Source organism: Mycobacteriales bacterium (assembly GCA_035690485.1).
In the GTDB taxonomy this organism is placed as follows: Bacteria; Actinomycetota; Actinomycetes; order JAFAQI01; family DASSKL01; genus DASSKL01.
The window spans coordinates 18,884-36,264 of sequence record DASSKL010000093.1 but is presented as its reverse complement, the minus strand read 5'-3'; the positions used below and the strand labels follow the sequence as shown (position 1 = coordinate 36,264).

Genomic DNA, 17,381 nt, shown 5'->3' with positions numbered 1-17,381 from the left:
GGCGGCTCCGATCCCGGCGTCGGCTCGGTCACAGGCGTCGGCTCAGTCACGGGCGTCCAACGGGTCGAGGCCGTACAACGGCCAGATCGCGGTGCGGGTGGCGGCGATGGCCCGGTCGACTGGGTCGTCGGGATCGCCGGTCCCCCCGTGCCATGGATTCCACACCGCCGGGGCACCGTCCGTCATCACCGTCGGGGGCTCCTCGTAAGGAACGTGCGAGCGAGCCTCCGCGCGCCAGGTCTCGGGGACCTCGGTGTGAGCGTCGAGCGGGCGGCCGGCCATCTCGGCGACGAGCCGGGTCCAGGCGCGCGGCACGACGTCGGCGTGCACGTAGCCCCCGCCGCCGGTCGCCACCCAGCGCCCGTCGCAGATCTCGTGGGCGAGCGCGTGCAGCGCGGCGTACACCTCCGCCATCGCGTCGACGGAAACCAGGAGGTCCGCCAGCGGGTCGCGGCGGTGCGCGTCGGTGCCGCACTGCGACACGAGGACCTGCGGCCGGACGGCACGCAGCAGCGGGGGTACGACGGCATGGAAGGCGCGCAGCCAGCCCGCGTCCCCGGTGCCCGGCGGGAGCGCCACGTTGACGGCAGCACCCTGCCCGCCATCGCGGCCGATCTCCGTCGGGGCCCCGGTGCCCGGGAACAGCGCCTCGCCCGACTCGTGCAGGCTGATCGTGACGACGCGAGGGTCCGCGTCGAACGCGGCTTGTACGCCGTCGCCGTGGTGCGCATCGACGTCGACGTACGCGACGCATCTCGCGCCCTGGTCGAGCAGATCGGCGATCGCGACCGCCAGGTCGTTGTAGAGGCAGAAGCCAGAGGCCCGGTCACGCATCGCGTGGTGCAACCCGCCGGCCAGGTTGACCGCATGGTCCACCTCGCCCTGCCAGACGGCCCGCGCGGCGGTCACCGTGCCGCCAACGATGAGGGCCGCGGCCTCGTGCATGCCGGGAAACGGCGGGTTGTCGGGCGGGCCCACTCCAGCGGCGAATACCGGGTCATCGCGCAGCGTGTTGACGTAGCGAAGGTCGTGGACGAGGCCGAGCAGCCGATCGTCCGCAGGTGTCGGCGCAGGTTGCCGCATGCCGTCGAGGACGCCGAGGCACGCGGCCAGATCTCTCGCGAGCAGCGCGCGCACCTGCCGCATCGGGTGCTGTCGGCCGAAGTCGTAGCGGACGTAGGCGTCGTCCCACACGAACATCGCCCGGCCGCCCATGACGGCCAGCCTTCCACCGGACCGATCCGCCACTCACGCGCAACCTGGGACCGCGAAGGCAAGCGCCGCCGTCATGGCCTCTCCCGCCACGTCCCGCGTCCGCCACCGCCGGCACGCCCCGCGTCGCCCGCTGCCCGCATGTCCCGCATCGCCGTTGCCCGCACGTCCCGCGTCGCCGCTCCGGCCTGCCCCTCATCACCATTGCCCGCACGTCCCACGTCGCCGTTGCCCGCACGTCCCACATCACCGTTGCCCGCACGTCCCGCGTCGCCGTTGCCCGCATGTCCCACATCACCGTTGCCCGCATGTCCCGCGTCGCCGTTGCCCGCATGTCCCGCGTCGCCGCTCCGGCCTGCCCCCCATCACCACTACTGCCGCGGTGTGGGGCCAAATGGAGATCGTTTGACCCCCACACGGCGGCAGAAGACGAGCACCTGAGCCAGGTCTTGCAGCAGCCGGCGCCGCCGGGCGGCGAGCTAGAGACTGGGCCGACTGTCGAAGGGCGGTGACGGCCGCCTGTGGAACGGCGGTTTCGCTCCGGGCGTGACGCCCATATGCTCCCCCGGCATGACGAACCGGACGCGCTCGGCCACACTGCTCGGCGCCGCCTGCCTCGTAGCCGTCGCGGGTTGCGGCTCGGATCCCAAGCCGAAGGTCTTGCCCTCCCTGTCGTCGACGCCATCCACTACGGCGACATCGACGACATCGCCCGGCTCAGTAGAGGCGGAGGTAGAAGCCGCCGTCCGCCACTACTTCGACGTCGCGCAAAAGGCCGCCAACACCGGCAACACAACCGAGCTCGAGTCGTTATCGACGCCCACTTGCGGCTGCCGCCAACTAGTCCAATCGATTAAGAAGACCTACGCCCACGGCCGATCCCTAGGGGTCCAATTCCTCGTGCATTCGACTCAAGTGCACGATGTGCGTAATAGAACCGCAGGAGCGATAGTCGAATTTTCAGTGTCGGCCTACCGCGACGTGGATGAGAGCGGTCGAGTAGTGCAGACCTATGAGCCGGTCATTGGTCGCGATGACATGTCATGGGTTTCCTCGCAGGGCCGCTGGCTTCTCACAAATGAGGTGCGCCTCGAAGGACCGGGCACGTGAGGACAAAGCGCTGGCTACTCCTTCTCGTCTCGCCACTGTTCTTCACCATTCTCCCCGAGACTCACGCGATTGGTGAACCTCCGGCATTTGCCTGCGGCTATGGCTGCGACACCGGCGTGAACGCGGATGCCGACGACACGGGTGTTGGCGTTTCGAGACATGTGCCTGGGGAGCACTCGGGTGAGCTTGCGGGCTTCGGCGGCTCGGCCTCGGGCAGCTCGTGCACGAACTGCGAGTGGGCGGCGGTCCCGGCGTGCGCCACCTCCGGCCAGGTCGGCTCCGCCAACGGCGACCTTTGCTCCACCTCGGTGACCGGCTGCCCGACGGGCCAGGTGCTCTACCGGGTCTACTTCCGCCAAGAGCCGGCCGCACCGTGGACAGTCGTCGGCACCCAGTGCGTCGGACAGGGCCGGCAGCCGACCCTCACTGCGAACGTCGCCACCTTGGCCGCGGACTTCTTCCGGCACATGCCGTTGCCGGCACCCGGCCCGTCGTTCCAGCCGGCCGACGGCGCGGTCGTCAACCAGGCCACGATCTTCAGTGCGGGCAGCCCGGACGGCCAGCAGGCGACCTTCAACCTGGGCGGCGTCGCCGTGACGGTCTCGGCCACGCCGGCGTACTGGGAGTGGTCCTTCGAGCCGGGCGTGACGATGCGCTTCACCACGCCCGGCGGCCCATATCCGGACAAGGGCGTGACCTACACCTACCGGTCGCCCGGCGAGCGGATGGTCACGGTCACGACCGTGTGGACGGCGACCTACACCGGGCCGACCGGCACCGCGGCCGTCGACGGCGTGGTCAGCCGCACGTCGGCGCCGATGCGCGTCCCGGTCTACGAGGCTCGCTCGGAACTCGTCAGTCCATGATCAGGGTCGTTTCTGCAACGTTCGAACGCAGCAGAAGTGACCCTGCCGACGGCACGGGGCCCAGCTTCAGCGGCGGATGACCAGCGCGGTCGCTATCGCCGCCACGCCCTCCCCGCGCCCGGTCAGCCCGAGCCCGTCGGTCGTGGTGGCGCTCACCGTCACCAACGCGCCGGCCGCGGCCGTCAGCGCGGCCTCCGCCTCGGCCCGACGCGGCCCGATACGGGGCCGGTTGCCGATCACCTGGATCGCGATGTTGCCGACCGCCCAGCCGGCGCCGCCCAGCCGGCGCACCGTCTCGCCGAGCAGCTGTGCACCGGACGCGCCCCGCCAGGCCGGGTCCGACGTGCCGAACTGACCGCCCAGGTCCCCGAGCCCCACGGCCGACAGCAGCGCGTCGCAGGCCGCGTGCGCGGCGACGTCGCCGTCCGAGTGCCCGGACAGCCCGGTCTCGTCCGGCCAGTGCAGCCCGGCGAGCCACAGCTCGCGCCCGTCCGCGAACGGGTGTACGTCGACGCCGACGCCGACGCGCGGCAGCACCGGCAGGCCCTGCGCCAGCGGCACGACCCGGTCGTCAGCGGACACCGGCCGCCCTCCGCCGAGACACCACGGCCTCGGCCAGCACCAGGTCGAGCGGCCGGGTCACCTTGAACGCCTCCGGGTGCCCCGGCACGACCCGCACCTGCAGGCCGAGAGCCTCGACCAGCCCGGCGTCGTCGGTCGCGTCGAGGGTGCCGGCATGCGCGTGTGCACGAGCGAGGACCGTACGCCGGAAACCCTGCGGCGTCTGCACCGCCCGCAGCACCCCCCGGTCGACGGTCTCGAGGACCACGTCGGTGTCGGGATCGACCCGCTTCACCGTGTCGACGACCGGCAGCACCGGGACGACCGCGTCGGCGCCGCCGCGGACCGCGGTGACCACGCTGTCGGCCAGCTCGCTCGGCGCGAGCGGCCTGGCCGCGTCGTGCACGAGCACGACGTCGACGTCGTCGGGCAACGCGGCCAACGCCCGGAAGACCGACTGCTGACGGGTGTCCCCGCCGGCGACGACCTCCACCTGGGCAGGCACGTCGAACGACGCCAGCAACGAGCGCACGTCACCGAGCTCCGACGGCGGCGCGGCCACCACGACGAGGTCGACACTGCGCGCCTGGGCCAGTGCACGGACGGCGTGCACGAGCATCGGGGTGCCGCCGACCTCGCGCAGCGCCTTGGGCGCGCCTGGCCCCAGGCGTTCACCGCGACCGGCCGCGGGGACGACCGCGGCCGCTCTCATGCCGGCGACCGGCGCGGCGGGATCGAGAGCGGCGACGGCGCCGACGGGGTGAGCAGCTGGCCGAACACCATCCGCCCGTTGGCGGTGGTCAGCACACTGCTGACACGGACATGGGCTTCGCCGCCGACGCGGTCACGGGCACGTTCCACGACCACCATGGTGCCGTCGTCGAGATAGCCGACCGCCTGCCCGGGCTCCTTGCCGGGCTTGAGCAGCAGCACGCTGATGTCGTCACCGGCACTCACGGGCGGCCGAAGGGCCAGCGCCAGCGCGTGCAGGTTGAGGACCGAGGCGCCGGCGAGCGACGCCGCCTTCGCGAGGTTGGTGTCGAGAGTCAGCAGCGAGCCCTCGTGGTCGAGAGCCAGCCGCACCAGCTTGGCGTCGACCTCGGGCACCTCCGGGTGCTCGTCGTCGACGACGTCGAGCTCGACGGCAGGCTCCCGCCGGAGCGCGTCGAGCATCTCGAGGCCACGCCGACCCCGGGCCCGCCGGGTGTCGTCGGCGGCGTCGGCCAGACCTTGCAGCTCGTCGAGCACCGCCGTGCTCACGAGGAACGTGCCGTGCAGGAAGCCGGCGCGCACCACGTCGAGCACGCGCCCGTCGATCGCGACCGACGTGTCGAGCACCCGCAGCCGCGCCGACGGCGCCTGGCGACGGGGCGACACCCCGGCCCGGCCGCCGAAGATCGTGAGGACGCCGTCGCGCTTGCTGGCCCCGACGCGGAAGCCGACGTAGCCGAGGATCGCGACGACGAAGCCGAACAGCGGCACGGCGACCATCGGCTCGGGCACCAGGAACAGCGGCCAGGCGATGCCCGCACCGACCAGCACGCCGACGACGGTGCCGATGGCGCCGGCGACCAGGGTGTCGGCGGGGACCTCGTGGAGTGCCGCCTCGGTGCGGTCGGCCGCCTGCAGGGCGCTGCGGCCGAGCATGCCGCCGACGACGTAGCCGATGCCCGACCCGACGATCACGCCAGCGGCCGCGCCGTTGAGCGCGCCGAGGACGTTGTGGTCGCGGCTGCCGATCACGCCGGCGACCTGGTAGCCCACCCCCGCGAAGAACAGCACGACGAGCAGCCGCAACAGCTCGACCAAGCCCTGCGGCGGCGTACGCCTGCGGGTGTCGCCCACCGTGACTGCACCAGCCCCTCTGTCCGGCCGACGGCCGGGGACCGGTCGCGGCGCGCTGCTCTGCCAGGCGCCGCCCCTAGCGGGCGCTAGGAGGAGAGCACCTCGTCGAGGATGGCCTCAGCCTTGTCCTCATTGGTTCCTTCGGCCAGAGCGAGCTCCGACACAAGGATTTGACGGGCTTTCGACAGCATTCGCTTCTCGCCGGCGGACAGGCCGCGCTCCCTGTCGCGCCGCCACAGGTCGCGCACGACCTCGGCGACCTTGTTGACGTCGCCCGACGCGAGCTTCTCGAGGTTGGCCTTGTAGCGCCGCGACCAGTTGGTCGGCTCCTCGGTGTGGGGGGCACGCAGGACCTCGAAAACCTTCTCCAAGCCGTCCTGGCCCACCACGTCGCGGACGCCCACGAGCTCGACGTTGTCCGCGGGGACGCGCACGGTGAGGTCACCCTGGGAGACCTTGAGGACGAGGTAGGTCTTCTCCTCGCCCTTGATCGTGCGCTGCTCGATCGCTTCGATGAGTGCGGCCCCGTGGTGGGGGTAGACGACGGTCTCGCCGACCTCGAAAGTCATGTGCCTCGTACCCCTTCCGACGGCCTCCAGGGTAACACGCGATATCCGCCTCCGGCACGGGGTCCTCCCGCATTCTCGCAGGTCAGAGGCCATATTCGGGCCGAATGCAACCCGACGGAACCCTTGACAAGCCGCCCGATCGATGCATGCCGGCAACCTCTGGACCACCCGCGGGAAGTGGCCATACTGGGGTATGCGGACCGATGGGCCGGACCACGACGCGGGCGACCTGCCCGACTGGGCCGCCGGTCTACGGGTCCCCGACGACGCCCGCGAGCTCGACGCGGACCTCTACCGCTGGCGCCGCGAGCAGCAGGCGATCCACCGCCGCGCACGGTCGCTGCGCCGCCGCCGGCCGATCGCCTTCGCCGCCGGCGTCTGCCTGCTGAGCCTGCTCGTCGCGACCGGCACCGGACTGATCGCGACGATGCTGCCCTCGGCCCCCGACACCACCCGGCACGCCGCCGCGCTGGCAACCGTGACCCGTGCCGCTCCCGGCGACGTCGGCGGCCTCCTCCCCGACGTCACGCTGCGCCTCGGCGACCGGCCGGTCCGGGCCCGGGCCGTGCGGCCGGCGCTGCTCGGGCTGCTGCCCGCTCACTGCGGTTGCCAGCGGATCGTCAACGACCTGGCCGCGCAGGCAGCGGAGTTCGGCGTGCCCCTGGTCCTCGTCACGTCCGGCAACCCGGGCAGCGACCTGGCCGGCGACCCCGCCGAAGGGCAAACCCTGGCAGCCGCGACGCACCGCGGCACGGTGGAGGCCGCCTACGACGAGCAGGCTGCGCTGTCCACGGGCTACGGCGCGCGCGGGGTGACGGCCGTCGTCGTCGCGGACGACGGCGTGGTGACCGCGGTCGCGCGCAGCCTCGCGCCGCCGCTGCGCCTGGAGCCCCTGCTCACCCGGGCATACCTGGGCCAGGCCACCTCCGCCTGAGCGCGAGGCCGGTCAGTACGCTGTCCCCCGCTGCGCAGCCACACGGAGGAGTGAACGACGCGTGACCAGGTTCCGGGGGACGGCGCTGACCGTCACTGGCCTTCTCCTCGTCGTCGGTGCCGCGGCCGGCTGCGCCGACGGGCAAGGATCCGAGACCTCCGTGATGTTCAGCCGCACGTCGGGTGTGTCGGCCGACCTCGGTGACATCGCCATGCGCGACGTCTACGTCTACTCCGACGACGCGTCGGGCATCGAGCCGGGCAAGACGGCCTACCTGCGGATGACGATCGTCAACGGTGGCATCCAGGCCGACGAGCTGGTCGGTGCCGACCCGGCATCGGGAAGCATCTCGATCAGTGCGGCCGGCGCGACGCCGTCATCGACGGCCTCGCCGACGCTCGACCTCTCCCGCTCCCCGAAGCCGGCCGAGACCGTGCAGGCCGCGCCGACCAACGGCGCACCGCCGCCGACCACCGGCTCCACCCCGGTGACCCTGGCGCCGTCCCAGGTGGTGCGGTTCGACGACCCGGCCACGGGGACGTCCGGACCGTTCATGCAGTTCACCAACACGACCGGGCGGTTGCTGCGCACCGGCAGCACACTGACGGTGACCTTCACGTTCCGCGACGCCGGCTCCGTGTCGGTGCTGGTGCCGGTCGAGAACCCGCTCGACACGACGCTCACGGCCACACCGGTGCCGAGCCCGACGTCCGAGACGCCGACGCTGCTGGTGCCGCCGGGCGGATCTCCGACGCCGTCGCCGACCGAGACACCCGCCGAGATCAACATCTCGACGTCGCCCTCGCCGTTCACGACGATCGTCCCGGCCACGCCCACGCCGTGATTCGTCGGCGGGTTCAGCCGGCTGGCCCGCCGCCCTAGCGGCCCTGGTTCTTCACGGCTTCGATCGCCGCGGCCGCCGCCTCCGGGTCGAGGTAGGCACCACCGCGCTGCGTCGGCCGGAAGTCGTCGTCGAGCTCGTAGCGCAGCGGGATCCCGGTCGGGATGTTCAGCCCGGGGATCTCCTCGTCGCTGATGCCGTCGAGATGCTTGACGATCGCGCGCAGCGAGTTGCCGTGAGCGGCCACCAGCACGGTCAGCCCCGCGGCGAGGTCGGGCACGATCGCGTCGTACCAGTAGGGCAGCAGCCGGGCGACGACGTCCTTCAGGCACTCGGTGCGGGGCACCAGCTCGGTCGGCAGGGTCGCGTAGCGCGGGTCACCGACCTGTGACCACTCGGCGTCGTCGGCGAGCGGCGGGGGCGGCACGTCGTAGGAGCGCCGCCAGACCATGAACTGCTCGTCGCCGAACTGCTCGCGGATCTGCGTCTTGTCCTTGCCCTGCAGGTCGCCGTAATGCCGCTCGTTGAGCCGCCATGACCGCCGTACCGGCACCCACATCCGGTCGCACGCCTCCAGCGACAGCTGGGCGGTGCGGATCGCCCGCGTCAGCAGAGAGGTGTGTACGACGTCGGGCAGCAGACCCGCCTCGGCAAGCCGCTCCCCGCCACGGCGCGACTCCTCGCGGCCCTGCGACGTCAGGTCGACGTCGACCCAGCCGGTGAAGAGGTTCTTGGAGTTCCATTCGCTCTCGCCGTGGCGGAGCAGGACAAGCGTGCCGATCACCCGGACAGTCTCCCAGGCGGGATCAGGGCCGCCGGTCGGGGTCGGCGAACCGCGCGAAGGCCTGCAGGTTGCGCAGGCTCTCGCCGCGCTTGACCCGCCACTCCCACTCGCGGCGGATCGAGCTGCCGAAGCCGAGCTCGAGCGCGCGGTCGAAGTTGTCGTCGGAGTAGGTGAGGACGCTGCCCAGCAAGGTGTCGATCTCGTCGGGGCTCACTGCGCACAGCGGCAGCCGGCCCACGAGGTAGACGTCGCCGAGGTTGTCGACGGCGAAGGCGACGGCGTACATCCGCGCGTTGCGCTCGAGCAGGAACCGGTAGAACTCCGCGTGGTTCTCGTCCGGGCGGCGGCAGAAGAACGCCTCGACCAGCAGGCTGTGCGCGCCGACGACCAGCCAGCACATCGTCGCGAGCTTGTGCCGACCCTCGAGCTTGACGAGGTAGGAGCCGGGGGCGGTGCGATCGTAGCCGAGCTCGCGCTCATCGAGCGTCTCGCGCAGAACGGCGTCGAGGTCGGCGCTCATCGCGCCCCGCCGCAGCCGTGGCCGGTCATGCCGAGCGGGCGGCGTCCTCGTCACCGGCCTCGGCGATCGCCGACTCGTAGGTCGCGAGCACCTTCGCCGCCGTCACCGACCAGCCGAAGCGGGCGGCGTGCTCGACCGCTCCCCTGGACATCCGGGCCCGGCGCGACGGGTCGGTGATCAGCGGCAGCAGCGCGTCGGCGTAGGCGTCGGGCTCGTGCTCGTCGACGAGCAGACCCGAGAGGCCGTGGGCGACGGCGGTGCGCAGGCCACCGACCGCTGCCGCCACCACCGGCGTCCCGCACGCCGCCGCCTCGACCGCGACGAGTCCGAAGGACTCGTTGTAGGACGGCATGACGACGGCGGTCGCCGCGCGGTACCAGTCGGCGAGCATAGGTTGCGGCACCGGGGGCACCAGGCGCAGCGAGACCCCCAGCCGGTCGGCGAGCTGGTGCAGGTGCCTCGGGTAGTCGACGTCACCCGACGGGCCGCCGACGATGGTCACGACGAGCCGGTCACGCAGGGACGGGTCTCGCTCCACGAGCCGGGCCGCCGTGCGCAGCAGGACGTCGGGTGCCTTGAGCGGTTGCAGCCGCCCCGCGAACAGCAGCACGACCGCGTCACCGGCCAGGCCCAGCCGGGCGCGAGCCGCACGTCCGTCACCGGGACGGAACACCTCGAGGTCGACACCCGGCGCCACCGTGACCACCCGGTCGGGGTCGGCGTCGTAGAGGTCGACGAGCTCACGCGCCTCCTCGTCGGTCGACGCGACCAGCCGGTCGGCGGCGTCGACCACCTGCTCCTCGCCGATGACGCGGGCCGGCGGTTCGGGGGCGTCGCCGTCGGCGAGCAACGCGTTCTTGACCTTGGCCAACGTGTGCGCCGAGTGCACGAGCGGCACACCCCAGCGTTCCTTGACCAGCCAGCCGACCTGTCCGGACAGCCAGTAGTGGGAGTGCACGACGTCGTAGTAGCCGGGATCGTGGGCGGCCTCGGCGCGCAGCACGCCGGTGGCGAACGCGCACAGCTGGCCGGGCAGGTCGCCCTTCGCCAGGCCTTCGTAGGGGCCGGCCGTGATGTGCCGCACGACAACTCCGGGGGCCAGCTCGACGACCGGTGGGAGGTCGCTGCTCGTCGCCCGGGTGAAGACCTCGACCTCGATGCCGAGTGCCGCGAGCCGCCGGGAGAGCTCGACGACGTAGACGTTCATGCCGCCGGCGTCACCGGTGCCCGGCTGGTCGAGCGGCGAGGTGTGCAGCGAAAGCGTCGCGACGCGGCGGACGGCGGCGCGCGCGGGGAAGACGAGCGGCAGCGACACCTGCCCGTCACCTCCTCGCGCCCGGCGGTCCGCCGTCCAATCCTGCCGGATCACCCGGCGACGGCGCACATCGGCCGTCAACGCCTCGCACTACCCTCGGATTCCATGGGCAGGACGGCGGTGGTCACCGGGGCGAGCAGCGGCATCGGCGCGGCGACCGCCCGGCGGTTGGCCGCCGAGGGCTTCGACGTCGTGGCCGCCGCCCGGCGGCGCGACCGGCTCGAGACCCTCGCCGCCGAGATCGGCTGCCGAGCGCTCGCCCTCGACGTGACCGACCCGTCGTCGGTCGCGGCGCTGGCGACCGAGGTCGGCGACTGCGCGGTCCTCGTCAACAACGCGGGCGGCGCCATCGGGCTGGAAGCGATCGCGGAGGCCGACGAGGACGCCTGGCGGCAGATGTACGACGTCAACGTGCTCGGCACCATGCGGGTCACGAAGGCCCTGCTGCCGGCGCTGATCACCGGTGGCGACGGGCTGATCGTCAACGTCACGTCGACCGCAGGGCACGCGGTCTACGAGGGTGGCGGCGGCTACACGGCCGCCAAGCACGCTGAGGCCGCGGTGACCGAGACCCTGCGGCTCGAGCTGTGCGGGCAGCCGGTCCGGATCACCGAGGTCGCGCCCGGCATGGTGCACACCGAGGAGTTCTCGCTGGTGCGCTTCCACGGCGACCAAGCGCGCGCGGACGCCGTCTACCGCGGGGTGCCCGACCCGTTGACCGCCGACGACGTGGCCGACTGCATCGCGTGGGTGGCCACACGGCCGGCGTACGTCAACATCGACCTGCTCGTGGTGAAGCCGCGCGCGCAGGCGTCGGTCTCCAAGGTGCACCGGGTCTCGACGTGACCGACCACACCCATGTCGTCAACAACGGCAAGCGTGACCTGACCCTCGACGAGCTCGCGACGATGCAGCCCGGCTTGGACCGGCTGATGGCCGAGCTGACGCCGCGGATGCAAGGGCTTTACCACGCGGCCGGCGCGGGCAACTGGCCGCTCGCCGCCTACTTCTACAAGTCGGTGGTCAAGCAGCTGCGGCTGTGCGTGCAGTCGAGGCCGAAGTACGACCCGGAGATGACCGCCTACATCGCCGAGGACTGCGACCCCGTGCGGCAGGCCATCAAGGCCTGCGACGCAGCTGCGTTCGAGGCGGCGTACGCCGTCATGGTGGAGCGGGCCAACGACTACCACGTGCACTTCGGCAAGGCGTTCATCCGCTGGGTGACACCGCCCGAACCGCCGCCCGGGCTCGACCTGGCCGCAGGCGTCGACTGAGCCCTAGGCCGTCAACGCGGTAGCGAACGCCGTGTAGGCCTCGGCACTGAACAGCACGAAGCGGGCCTCCTCGACCCGCGTCGCCGTTGCGCGCACGGTGTGCACCGCGACCCGGGCCGCGTCGCCCATCGGCCAGCCGTAGACGCCCGCCGACACCGCGGGAAACGCGACGCTGCGGCAGCCGAGCTCGTCGGCGACCCGCAGGGCCTCGCGGTAGCAGGACACCAGGAGGTGCGACCTGTCCTCGCGGGTCGAGTGGACCGGACCCACGACGTGGATGACCCAGCGGGCGGCCAGGTCGCCCGCCTCGGACGCCGCCGCCTGCCCGGTCGGCAGGCCGTCGGGCCAGTCGGTCTCACGCAGCCGCAGCCGGCCCTGCATCTGCACGTCGCCGCCGGCCCGTAGGAGGGCCCCGTCGACACCGCCGCCGCCCAGCAGCGAGTTGTTGGCCGCGTTGACCACGGCGTCGACCTGCTGGTCGACGATGTCGCCCTGGACGAGCCGGATCTGCACGCGCCCAGTGTGCGTCAGGAACCGACGACGCCGCCGAGCACTCCGTCGACAGCGCCGAGCGGCAGGCCGAGCAGCGGGTCGAGCGACGGGGACGGCAGTGGCAACGACGGCACCAGGGTCGACGGCAGCACCGACGGCAGCGCCGAGGGGAGCACGGACGACGGCGCCGGCAGCGACGGCAGGACGCTGGGCAGCGTGGACAGCGCCGGGAGCCCGCCTCCGTCGGTGGTCAGCGGCGCGTCGAGCGTCCCTCCCAGCTGATCGGTCAGCGGCTTGGCGGCGGGCGTCGGCGAGGCGGTCGGTGCGACGCTCGGGAGGTACGACGGAGCGGCCGACGGGACCAGCGTCGTGGGGATCGCCCCGACGTTGCCGGCGTCAACGGTCGGAGTGGCCCCGGAGGTCGCGCGCTGCACCGGCGCCCGGTGGTGGTGGGCCGGCGACGACACCGCGCCGTCGACGGCAGCGACCCCGCCCGCGGCGGCGACCGCCCCGATCGCGAGCGCGATGCCCGCCTTGGCCGCTGTGCTCGCAGCAGCACCGGTCAGCAGGGACACCCCGGTGCCCGCACCTGCGCCGGACACCGCGACCGAGGCGCCGGCGGCAGCCGCCCGACGGGCGCGCCGCTCGGCCGCCAGCTCGGGCCCGCACTGCGTGCAGAGGACGAGATGCCGCTGCGCCGCGGCCTGCTCGTCGGGCGCGAGTCGGCCGGCCAGCCGCACCAGCAGCCAGCCACGACAGCGCTGGCGGCTCACCGCTGCTCCGGGATGGGGACGTCGATGGCTCGGTCCGAGGTCCGGCCCACCCCGAGGTCGTCTCCGCCCGCGTCCTTGACCCGGTAGAGCGCGGCGTCGGCGACGGCGATGAGCTCGGCCGGGTCGACGGGGTCACGCAGCCACGCGACACCGAGGCTGAACGTCACCCGAGCGTGCTCGCTCGCAAGCCCCGGCGCCGTCCGCGACGCGTCGACGATGCGGCGGGCCACGCCTGTCGCCCGGCGCCGGCCGGTGCGGGGCAGCACGATCGCGAACTCGTCGCCGCCGAGCCGGGCGACAACGTCGCCCTTGCGCACCGCGCCGGTCAGCACCTCGGCGACGGCGACCAGAACCGCGTCGCCGGCGAGGTGCCCGTCGGTGTCGTTAACGGCCTTGAACGCGTCGAGGTCAACCAGCAGCAGCGCCGGCGCCGTGCCGCGCGCAGCCGCGTCGACCTCGTGCCGAAGCGCCTCGGTGAAGGCCGCGCGATTGGGCAGTCCGGTGAGCGGGTCGCGGGTCGCCTGCTGCTGCAGGATCGCCGTGAGCTCGTCGACGTACGCCTCGATCGCGGCCAGCGTCGCGACATCGGCGGCTGCCTCCTCCGCGACGCCCCGGAGGGCGAGCAGCTGCTCGACCAGGCCGGTGACCGCGTGGCCCTGCTGGGCCCGCAGGACGCCGAGCGCCGCGGCCGCCTCCCGCACGGCGGGAAGCCCACTGCCGCCCATCCGCTGGAACAACACCTGGGCGAGTGCCATAGGTCTGGACTCGGCACGTTGCGCGCGCACTCAAGGGCCGAACGGCGGTGACATCCGGCGCGTTCACGTGCCTCTCACCACAAATAAGGACCAACCCAATTGGCCTAGTCCGCCGAGAAATAAGGACTCTGCCCGATGTGCGGGGCCCCACCTCAGATCGAACCTGGACACAGAGGCAAGGACGACCGGGAGGCAGCCATGTACGACGTCGGCGCAGTCGTTGACCAGCGACGCAGCCAGCTGATGCGGGAGGCAGCGCGCCATCGGCAGGTCCGCAAGGCGCGGCTGGCCCGTCGCGAAGCTCGCCGCGCAGCAGCCGCTGCGTGCAACGATCGAACGGATGGATGGTCGCTTGGTGAGCCCGGTGTTCGTGGGGCGTCGCGAGCAGCTGGCTGCACTGCGTGACGCCCTGGCCGACGCTGCCGCCGGCCTGCCCTCCACCGTGCTCGTCGGCGGGGAGGCCGGCGTCGGGAAGAGCCGGTTGGTCGAGGAGTTCCTCGCCGGGCTGACCGGCTCCGACGTGCAGGTGCTCCGCGGCGGCTGCGTGGAGTTCGGCGGCGACGGCGTGCCGTTCGCGCCCGCCGTCGCCGCCCTGCGCGGCCTGGCCCGCGGGCGCGGTCTCGACGCGGTCGCCGAGCTGGCCGGCACCCGGCGGGCGGAGCTCGCCCGGCTTCTGCCTGAGATCGGTGACGGCGCCGCCGCCGCGCCGTCACCGGCCGACCCTTCGGGCGGCACCGCCGGGCTGTACGACGCGCTGCTGCAGCTGCTCGCCCACCTCGCCGACGAGCGACCCGTGGTGCTGGCGGTCGAGGACCTGCACTGGGCGGACGGCGCGACCCGCGACCTGCTCTCCTACCTCGCGCGGGCGGCGGGCGACATCCGCCTGCTGGTGGTCGCCACCTACCGGACCGACGAGCTGGGCCGAGGCCACCCGCTGCGGCGGTTCGTCGCCGAGATGGACCGGCTGCGCGGCATCCGTCGGATGCAGCTCGAGCGGTTCACGCGGGCAGAGGTCACCGAGCTCCTGCGCGGCATCAACGGCACCCTCCCGAGCGCGGCGGCCGTCGAGCAGATCTACCAGCGGTCCGAGGGCAACGCGTTCTTCGTCGAGGAGCTCGTCTGCTGTCGGGACGAGGCGGCCGACTGCGTGCCCGAGACGTTGCGCGAGGTGCTGCTCGCCCGCGTCGACCGGCTGCCCGACCGCACCCAGCAGGTGCTGCGCGTCGCGTCGGTCGGCAGCCGGCTCATCGGCTACCAGCTGCTCGCCCGGGTCGCCGGGCTGCCCCACGACGACCTCACCGCCGACCTGCGCGAGGCGGTGTCCGCCGGCGTGCTGCGCATCGACGACGACAACGACGGCTACACGTTCCGCCACGCGCTGGTGGGCGAGGCGCTGCACCAGGAGCTGCTGCCAGGCGAGCACGCCCGCCTGCACACGGCCTACGCCGACGCGTTGCAGGACGACCCGGCGCTGGCGGGCCGCACGCGGGTCGCGATCGAGATCGCCCACCACCGCTACGCCGCCCACGACACCGCCCGCGCGCTACCCGCGCTTCTCACCGCTGCCGACGAGGCGCACGACGTGTTCGCCCACGCCGAGGAGCACAAAGCGCTCGAACGCGCCCTCGAGCTGTGGGACGCCGCGCCGCACGGCGACACCGCGCGGTCCGACCTGGTCGACCGAGCTGCCCAGGCGGCGATGCGCGCGGGTGTCCACGACCGGGCGCTCGCACTGACCGACGCCGCGCTCGCGGACGTCGACCCCGCTGCAGACCCCGCCTGCGCGGCGCTGCTGACGGCCCGCCGCGGCTGGTTGCTCAACGCGCTGGGCCGCCCCGACGCACTCGATGCCATCCGGGCCGCCGAGCGGTTGATGCCCGCGACCCCGCCGACCGCCGAACGCGCGGATGTGCTGGCGCGGCTGGCGGCGGCACTCATGCAGGCCTCCGACTTCGAGGAGTCGCGGGACGTCGCGGCGCGGGCGCTCGCGGTCGCCCGCGAGGTCGGTGACGTGCGCACCCAGATCGATGCGCTGGTCACGCAGGGCCTCGACGTGGGTGTGCTCGGCGACAGCGAGGCAGGCCTCGCGGCCTTCGACGAGGCGCGACGATTGCTGCCCGAGGTCGACGACCCGTGGCTGCACACCCGGGTGCTCACCAACCTCGGTGCGCTGCACTCGGCTCTCGGTCGCTACGAGGACGCGGCCGCGGCGACCCGGCAGAGCATGGCGGTCGCCCGCAGCGTCGGCTACATCCGCACCCACGTGGCGTTCGCGGCCGGCAACCTCGCCGGGTGCCTCTTCGCGCTCGGCCACTGGGATGCCGCCGCCGAGGTGATCGACGACGCGTTGTCGCAGGACCCGCCCGGCATCAACGCGCTGACGCTGCTCGAGGTCTCCGCACAGCTCGCGCTCGCTCGCGGCGACGACGACACCGCCCGCGAGCGCATCGCGGCGACCCGCCCGCTGCTGGCCCGGGCCTACCGCGGCCGTCAGTTCCTGCTGCCGCTGGCGGCGGTGACGGCGGAGCTCACGGCCCGCACCGACCCGGCGGCGGCACTCGCCCAGCTACGACCGGTCTACGCCGACCTCGACCGGCCGGTCGGCCTCGACGGGTGGGCACTGCTCGCCGCCGCCGCCGGAATCGTCACCGACCTGCCGCCGGGCGAGGTCGCGGCGGCGGGCGCCACCGAGATCCGCACCGCCGCCGCCGGGCTGCGCTGCCTCACGGCCCCGGGCCACGCCTATGCCGCGTTGCTCGAGGCGCAGCTGGCGCTTGCGGCCGGTGACCACCGCGACGAACCTTGGGCCGCAGCGGTCGGCGCCTGGGCGATCGTCGACCAGCCCTACCTGCGGGCGCAGGTCCTCTACGGGCGCGCCCGCGCCGCCGCCTTCGACGGTCGCCGCGGCGAGGTCGGCCCGCTGCTCGAGCAGGCCACCACGCTGGCCGAACCGCTGCAGGCTCGGGTGCTGCTCGACCGCATCCGTGCGCTGGCCCGGCGGACGGGCGTGCTCGCGACGCTGCCCGCCAGCCGGGCGCCGGCCGACGACCCGCTGACCCCGCGCGAGCACGAGGTGCTGCTGCTGGTCGCGGCCGGACGCAGCAACCGGCAGATCGCGGAGGAGCTGTTCATCTCCGCCAAGACCGCCAGCGTGCACGTCTCCAACATCCTGGCCAAGCTCGGCGTCGCAGGCCGGGGCGAGGCCGCGGCCTACGCCCACCGGCATGGACTGGTAGCCGCCGACCGCGGGTAGGTGGGCCTCATGGCAGATCGCATCGTGGTGCTGCGCGGCGGCGCGCGAGACGGCAACACCCTCACGGTGGCGCCGGAGGTGACCCGGGTCATCGTCGCCTCCGAGGCGCCGGGGCTCGTCGACATCTACGAGGACACCGGCGAGCAGACCCAGGTGCGCGGCAACGACCAGCCCGGCGTCGTCTACGACTTCGTCGGGCAGGAAGCAGCCAGCGACGAGCACCTGCAGGTGCTCCGCCGGCCGATGACCGGCCGGCCGCAGTAGGTCTGGGGCGGCC

At 73.1% G+C, this 17,381-nt stretch carries 19 protein-coding genes; 8 read left to right on the top strand and 11 right to left on the bottom strand.

Annotated elements, in window-relative coordinates; genetic code table 11:
- Positions 1–42: 42 nt before the first annotated feature.
- Entirely contained in the window at positions 43–1,248 is a 1,206-nt protein-coding gene (locus VFJ21_14105) for an acetoin utilization protein AcuC (protein HET7408254.1), read from the bottom strand.
- Positions 1,249–1,782: 534 nt separating this feature from the next.
- On the opposite strand from VFJ21_14105, the gene VFJ21_14100 reads away from it, so the two are divergent.
- Together VFJ21_14100 and VFJ21_14095 are read left to right on the top strand one after the other, a co-directional pair.
- Positions 1,783–2,322, top strand: coding sequence for a hypothetical protein (locus VFJ21_14100; protein HET7408253.1), 540 nt, complete (start codon positions 1,783–1,785; stop codon positions 2,320–2,322).
- A gap of 161 nt (positions 2,323–2,483) precedes the next feature.
- Entirely contained in the window at positions 2,484–3,188 is a 705-nt protein-coding gene (locus tag VFJ21_14095; protein HET7408252.1) for a hypothetical protein, read from the top strand.
- Positions 3,189–3,254: 66 nt separating this feature from the next.
- On the opposite strand, the gene ispF is transcribed toward VFJ21_14095, so the two are convergent.
- The 4 genes from ispF to VFJ21_14075 form a co-directional block, all read right to left on the bottom strand.
- Entirely contained in the window at positions 3,255–3,770 is a 516-nt protein-coding gene (ispF, locus tag VFJ21_14090) for a 2-C-methyl-D-erythritol 2,4-cyclodiphosphate synthase (protein HET7408251.1), read from the bottom strand.
- Positions 3,760–4,461 (bottom strand): 2-C-methyl-D-erythritol 4-phosphate cytidylyltransferase, encoded by a 702-nt coding sequence (gene ispD / locus VFJ21_14085; protein ID HET7408250.1) that lies wholly within the window; start codon positions 4,459–4,461, stop codon positions 3,760–3,762. The genes ispF and ispD overlap by 11 nt, the downstream gene beginning before the upstream one ends.
- Positions 4,458–5,594, bottom strand: a complete 1,137-nt coding sequence (locus VFJ21_14080) for a PIN domain-containing protein (protein ID HET7408249.1) — start codon at positions 5,592–5,594, stop codon at positions 4,458–4,460. The genes ispD and VFJ21_14080 overlap by 4 nt, the downstream gene beginning before the upstream one ends.
- An 86-nt stretch (positions 5,595–5,680) precedes the next feature.
- On the bottom strand, positions 5,681–6,163 hold the full coding sequence (locus tag VFJ21_14075; protein ID HET7408248.1) for a CarD family transcriptional regulator: 483 nt from the start codon (positions 6,161–6,163) through the stop codon (positions 5,681–5,683).
- A 193-nt stretch (positions 6,164–6,356) separates the two neighbouring features.
- Here VFJ21_14075 and VFJ21_14070 point away from each other — a divergent pair, with 193 nt between their 5' ends.
- Complete coding sequence (locus tag VFJ21_14070) at positions 6,357–7,097, top strand: hypothetical protein (GenBank protein ID HET7408247.1); 741 nt, start codon at positions 6,357–6,359, stop codon at positions 7,095–7,097.
- Between the two features lie 61 nt (positions 7,098–7,158).
- Positions 7,159–7,941: a hypothetical protein gene (locus tag VFJ21_14065; GenBank protein ID HET7408246.1), complete on the top strand. Its 783-nt coding sequence runs from the start codon at positions 7,159–7,161 to the stop codon at positions 7,939–7,941.
- 34 nt (positions 7,942–7,975) lie between these two features.
- Here the strand turns inward: VFJ21_14065 and VFJ21_14060 are convergent, their stop codons facing one another.
- Genes VFJ21_14060 through mshA form a run of 3 tightly spaced genes read right to left on the bottom strand, consistent with a single transcriptional unit; the run spans position 7,976 to position 10,557 of the window.
- Positions 7,976–8,719: a phosphoglyceromutase gene (locus VFJ21_14060; protein HET7408245.1), complete on the bottom strand. Its 744-nt coding sequence runs from the start codon at positions 8,717–8,719 to the stop codon at positions 7,976–7,978.
- A gap of 25 nt (positions 8,720–8,744) precedes the next feature.
- Entirely contained in the window at positions 8,745–9,242 is a 498-nt protein-coding gene (locus VFJ21_14055; protein ID HET7408244.1) for a YbjN domain-containing protein, read from the bottom strand.
- Positions 9,243–9,267: 25 nt separating this feature from the next.
- A complete protein-coding gene (gene mshA / locus VFJ21_14050; protein HET7408243.1) occupies positions 9,268–10,557 on the bottom strand; it encodes a D-inositol-3-phosphate glycosyltransferase in 1,290 nt (429 codons plus the stop codon).
- A 105-nt stretch (positions 10,558–10,662) separates the two neighbouring features.
- On the opposite strand from mshA, the gene VFJ21_14045 reads away from it, so the two are divergent.
- Together VFJ21_14045 and VFJ21_14040 are read left to right on the top strand one after the other, a co-directional pair.
- Positions 10,663–11,403 carry an SDR family NAD(P)-dependent oxidoreductase gene (locus VFJ21_14045; protein HET7408242.1) on the top strand — a complete coding sequence of 247 codons (741 nt, stop codon included), beginning with the start codon at positions 10,663–10,665 and terminating at the stop codon, positions 11,401–11,403.
- Positions 11,400–11,831 (top strand): hypothetical protein, encoded by a 432-nt coding sequence (locus VFJ21_14040; GenBank protein HET7408241.1) that lies wholly within the window; start codon positions 11,400–11,402, stop codon positions 11,829–11,831. The genes VFJ21_14045 and VFJ21_14040 overlap by 4 nt, the downstream gene beginning before the upstream one ends.
- A 3-nt stretch (positions 11,832–11,834) precedes the next feature.
- Here VFJ21_14040 and VFJ21_14035 read toward each other — a convergent pair whose 3' ends face one another.
- Genes VFJ21_14035 through VFJ21_14025 form a run of 3 tightly spaced genes read right to left on the bottom strand, consistent with a single transcriptional unit; the run spans position 11,835 to position 13,851 of the window.
- Positions 11,835–12,344 carry an O-acetyl-ADP-ribose deacetylase gene (locus VFJ21_14035; GenBank protein HET7408240.1) on the bottom strand — a complete coding sequence of 170 codons (510 nt, stop codon included), beginning with the start codon at positions 12,342–12,344 and terminating at the stop codon, positions 11,835–11,837.
- 14 nt (positions 12,345–12,358) lie between these two features.
- Complete coding sequence (locus tag VFJ21_14030) at positions 12,359–13,096, bottom strand: hypothetical protein (protein HET7408239.1); 738 nt, start codon at positions 13,094–13,096, stop codon at positions 12,359–12,361.
- On the bottom strand, positions 13,093–13,851 hold the full coding sequence (locus tag VFJ21_14025; GenBank protein ID HET7408238.1) for a GGDEF domain-containing protein: 759 nt from the start codon (positions 13,849–13,851) through the stop codon (positions 13,093–13,095). The genes VFJ21_14030 and VFJ21_14025 overlap by 4 nt, the downstream gene beginning before the upstream one ends.
- Positions 13,852–14,206: 355 nt before the next feature.
- On the opposite strand from VFJ21_14025, the gene VFJ21_14020 reads away from it, so the two are divergent.
- Positions 14,207–17,104, top strand: coding sequence for an AAA family ATPase (locus VFJ21_14020; protein ID HET7408237.1), 2,898 nt, complete (start codon positions 14,207–14,209; stop codon positions 17,102–17,104).
- Positions 17,105–17,113: 9 nt separating this feature from the next.
- Complete coding sequence (locus VFJ21_14015) at positions 17,114–17,368, top strand: hypothetical protein (GenBank protein ID HET7408236.1); 255 nt, start codon at positions 17,114–17,116, stop codon at positions 17,366–17,368.
- Positions 17,369–17,381 lie beyond the last annotated feature (13 nt).

Bases quoted from the DNA above. Each gene is read 5' to 3' on its own strand.
- VFJ21_14100 (HET7408253.1), top strand. From the start codon at position 1,783: ATGACGAACCGGACGCGCTCGGCCACACTGCTCGGCGCCGCCTGCCTC.
- ispD (HET7408250.1), bottom strand. From the start codon at position 4,461: ATGAGAGCGGCCGCGGTCGTCCCCGCGGCCGGTCGCGGTGAACGCCTG.
- VFJ21_14075 (HET7408248.1), bottom strand. From the start codon at position 6,163: ATGACTTTCGAGGTCGGCGAGACCGTCGTCTACCCCCACCACGGGGCC.
- VFJ21_14070 (HET7408247.1), top strand. From the start codon at position 6,357: ATGCGGACCGATGGGCCGGACCACGACGCGGGCGACCTGCCCGACTGG.
- VFJ21_14055 (HET7408244.1), bottom strand. From the start codon at position 9,242: ATGAGCGCCGACCTCGACGCCGTTCTGCGCGAGACGCTCGATGAGCGC.
- VFJ21_14045 (HET7408242.1), top strand. From the start codon at position 10,663: ATGGGCAGGACGGCGGTGGTCACCGGGGCGAGCAGCGGCATCGGCGCG.
- VFJ21_14025 (HET7408238.1), bottom strand. From the start codon at position 13,851: ATGGCACTCGCCCAGGTGTTGTTCCAGCGGATGGGCGGCAGTGGGCTT.
- VFJ21_14015 (HET7408236.1), top strand. From the start codon at position 17,114: ATGGCAGATCGCATCGTGGTGCTGCGCGGCGGCGCGCGAGACGGCAAC.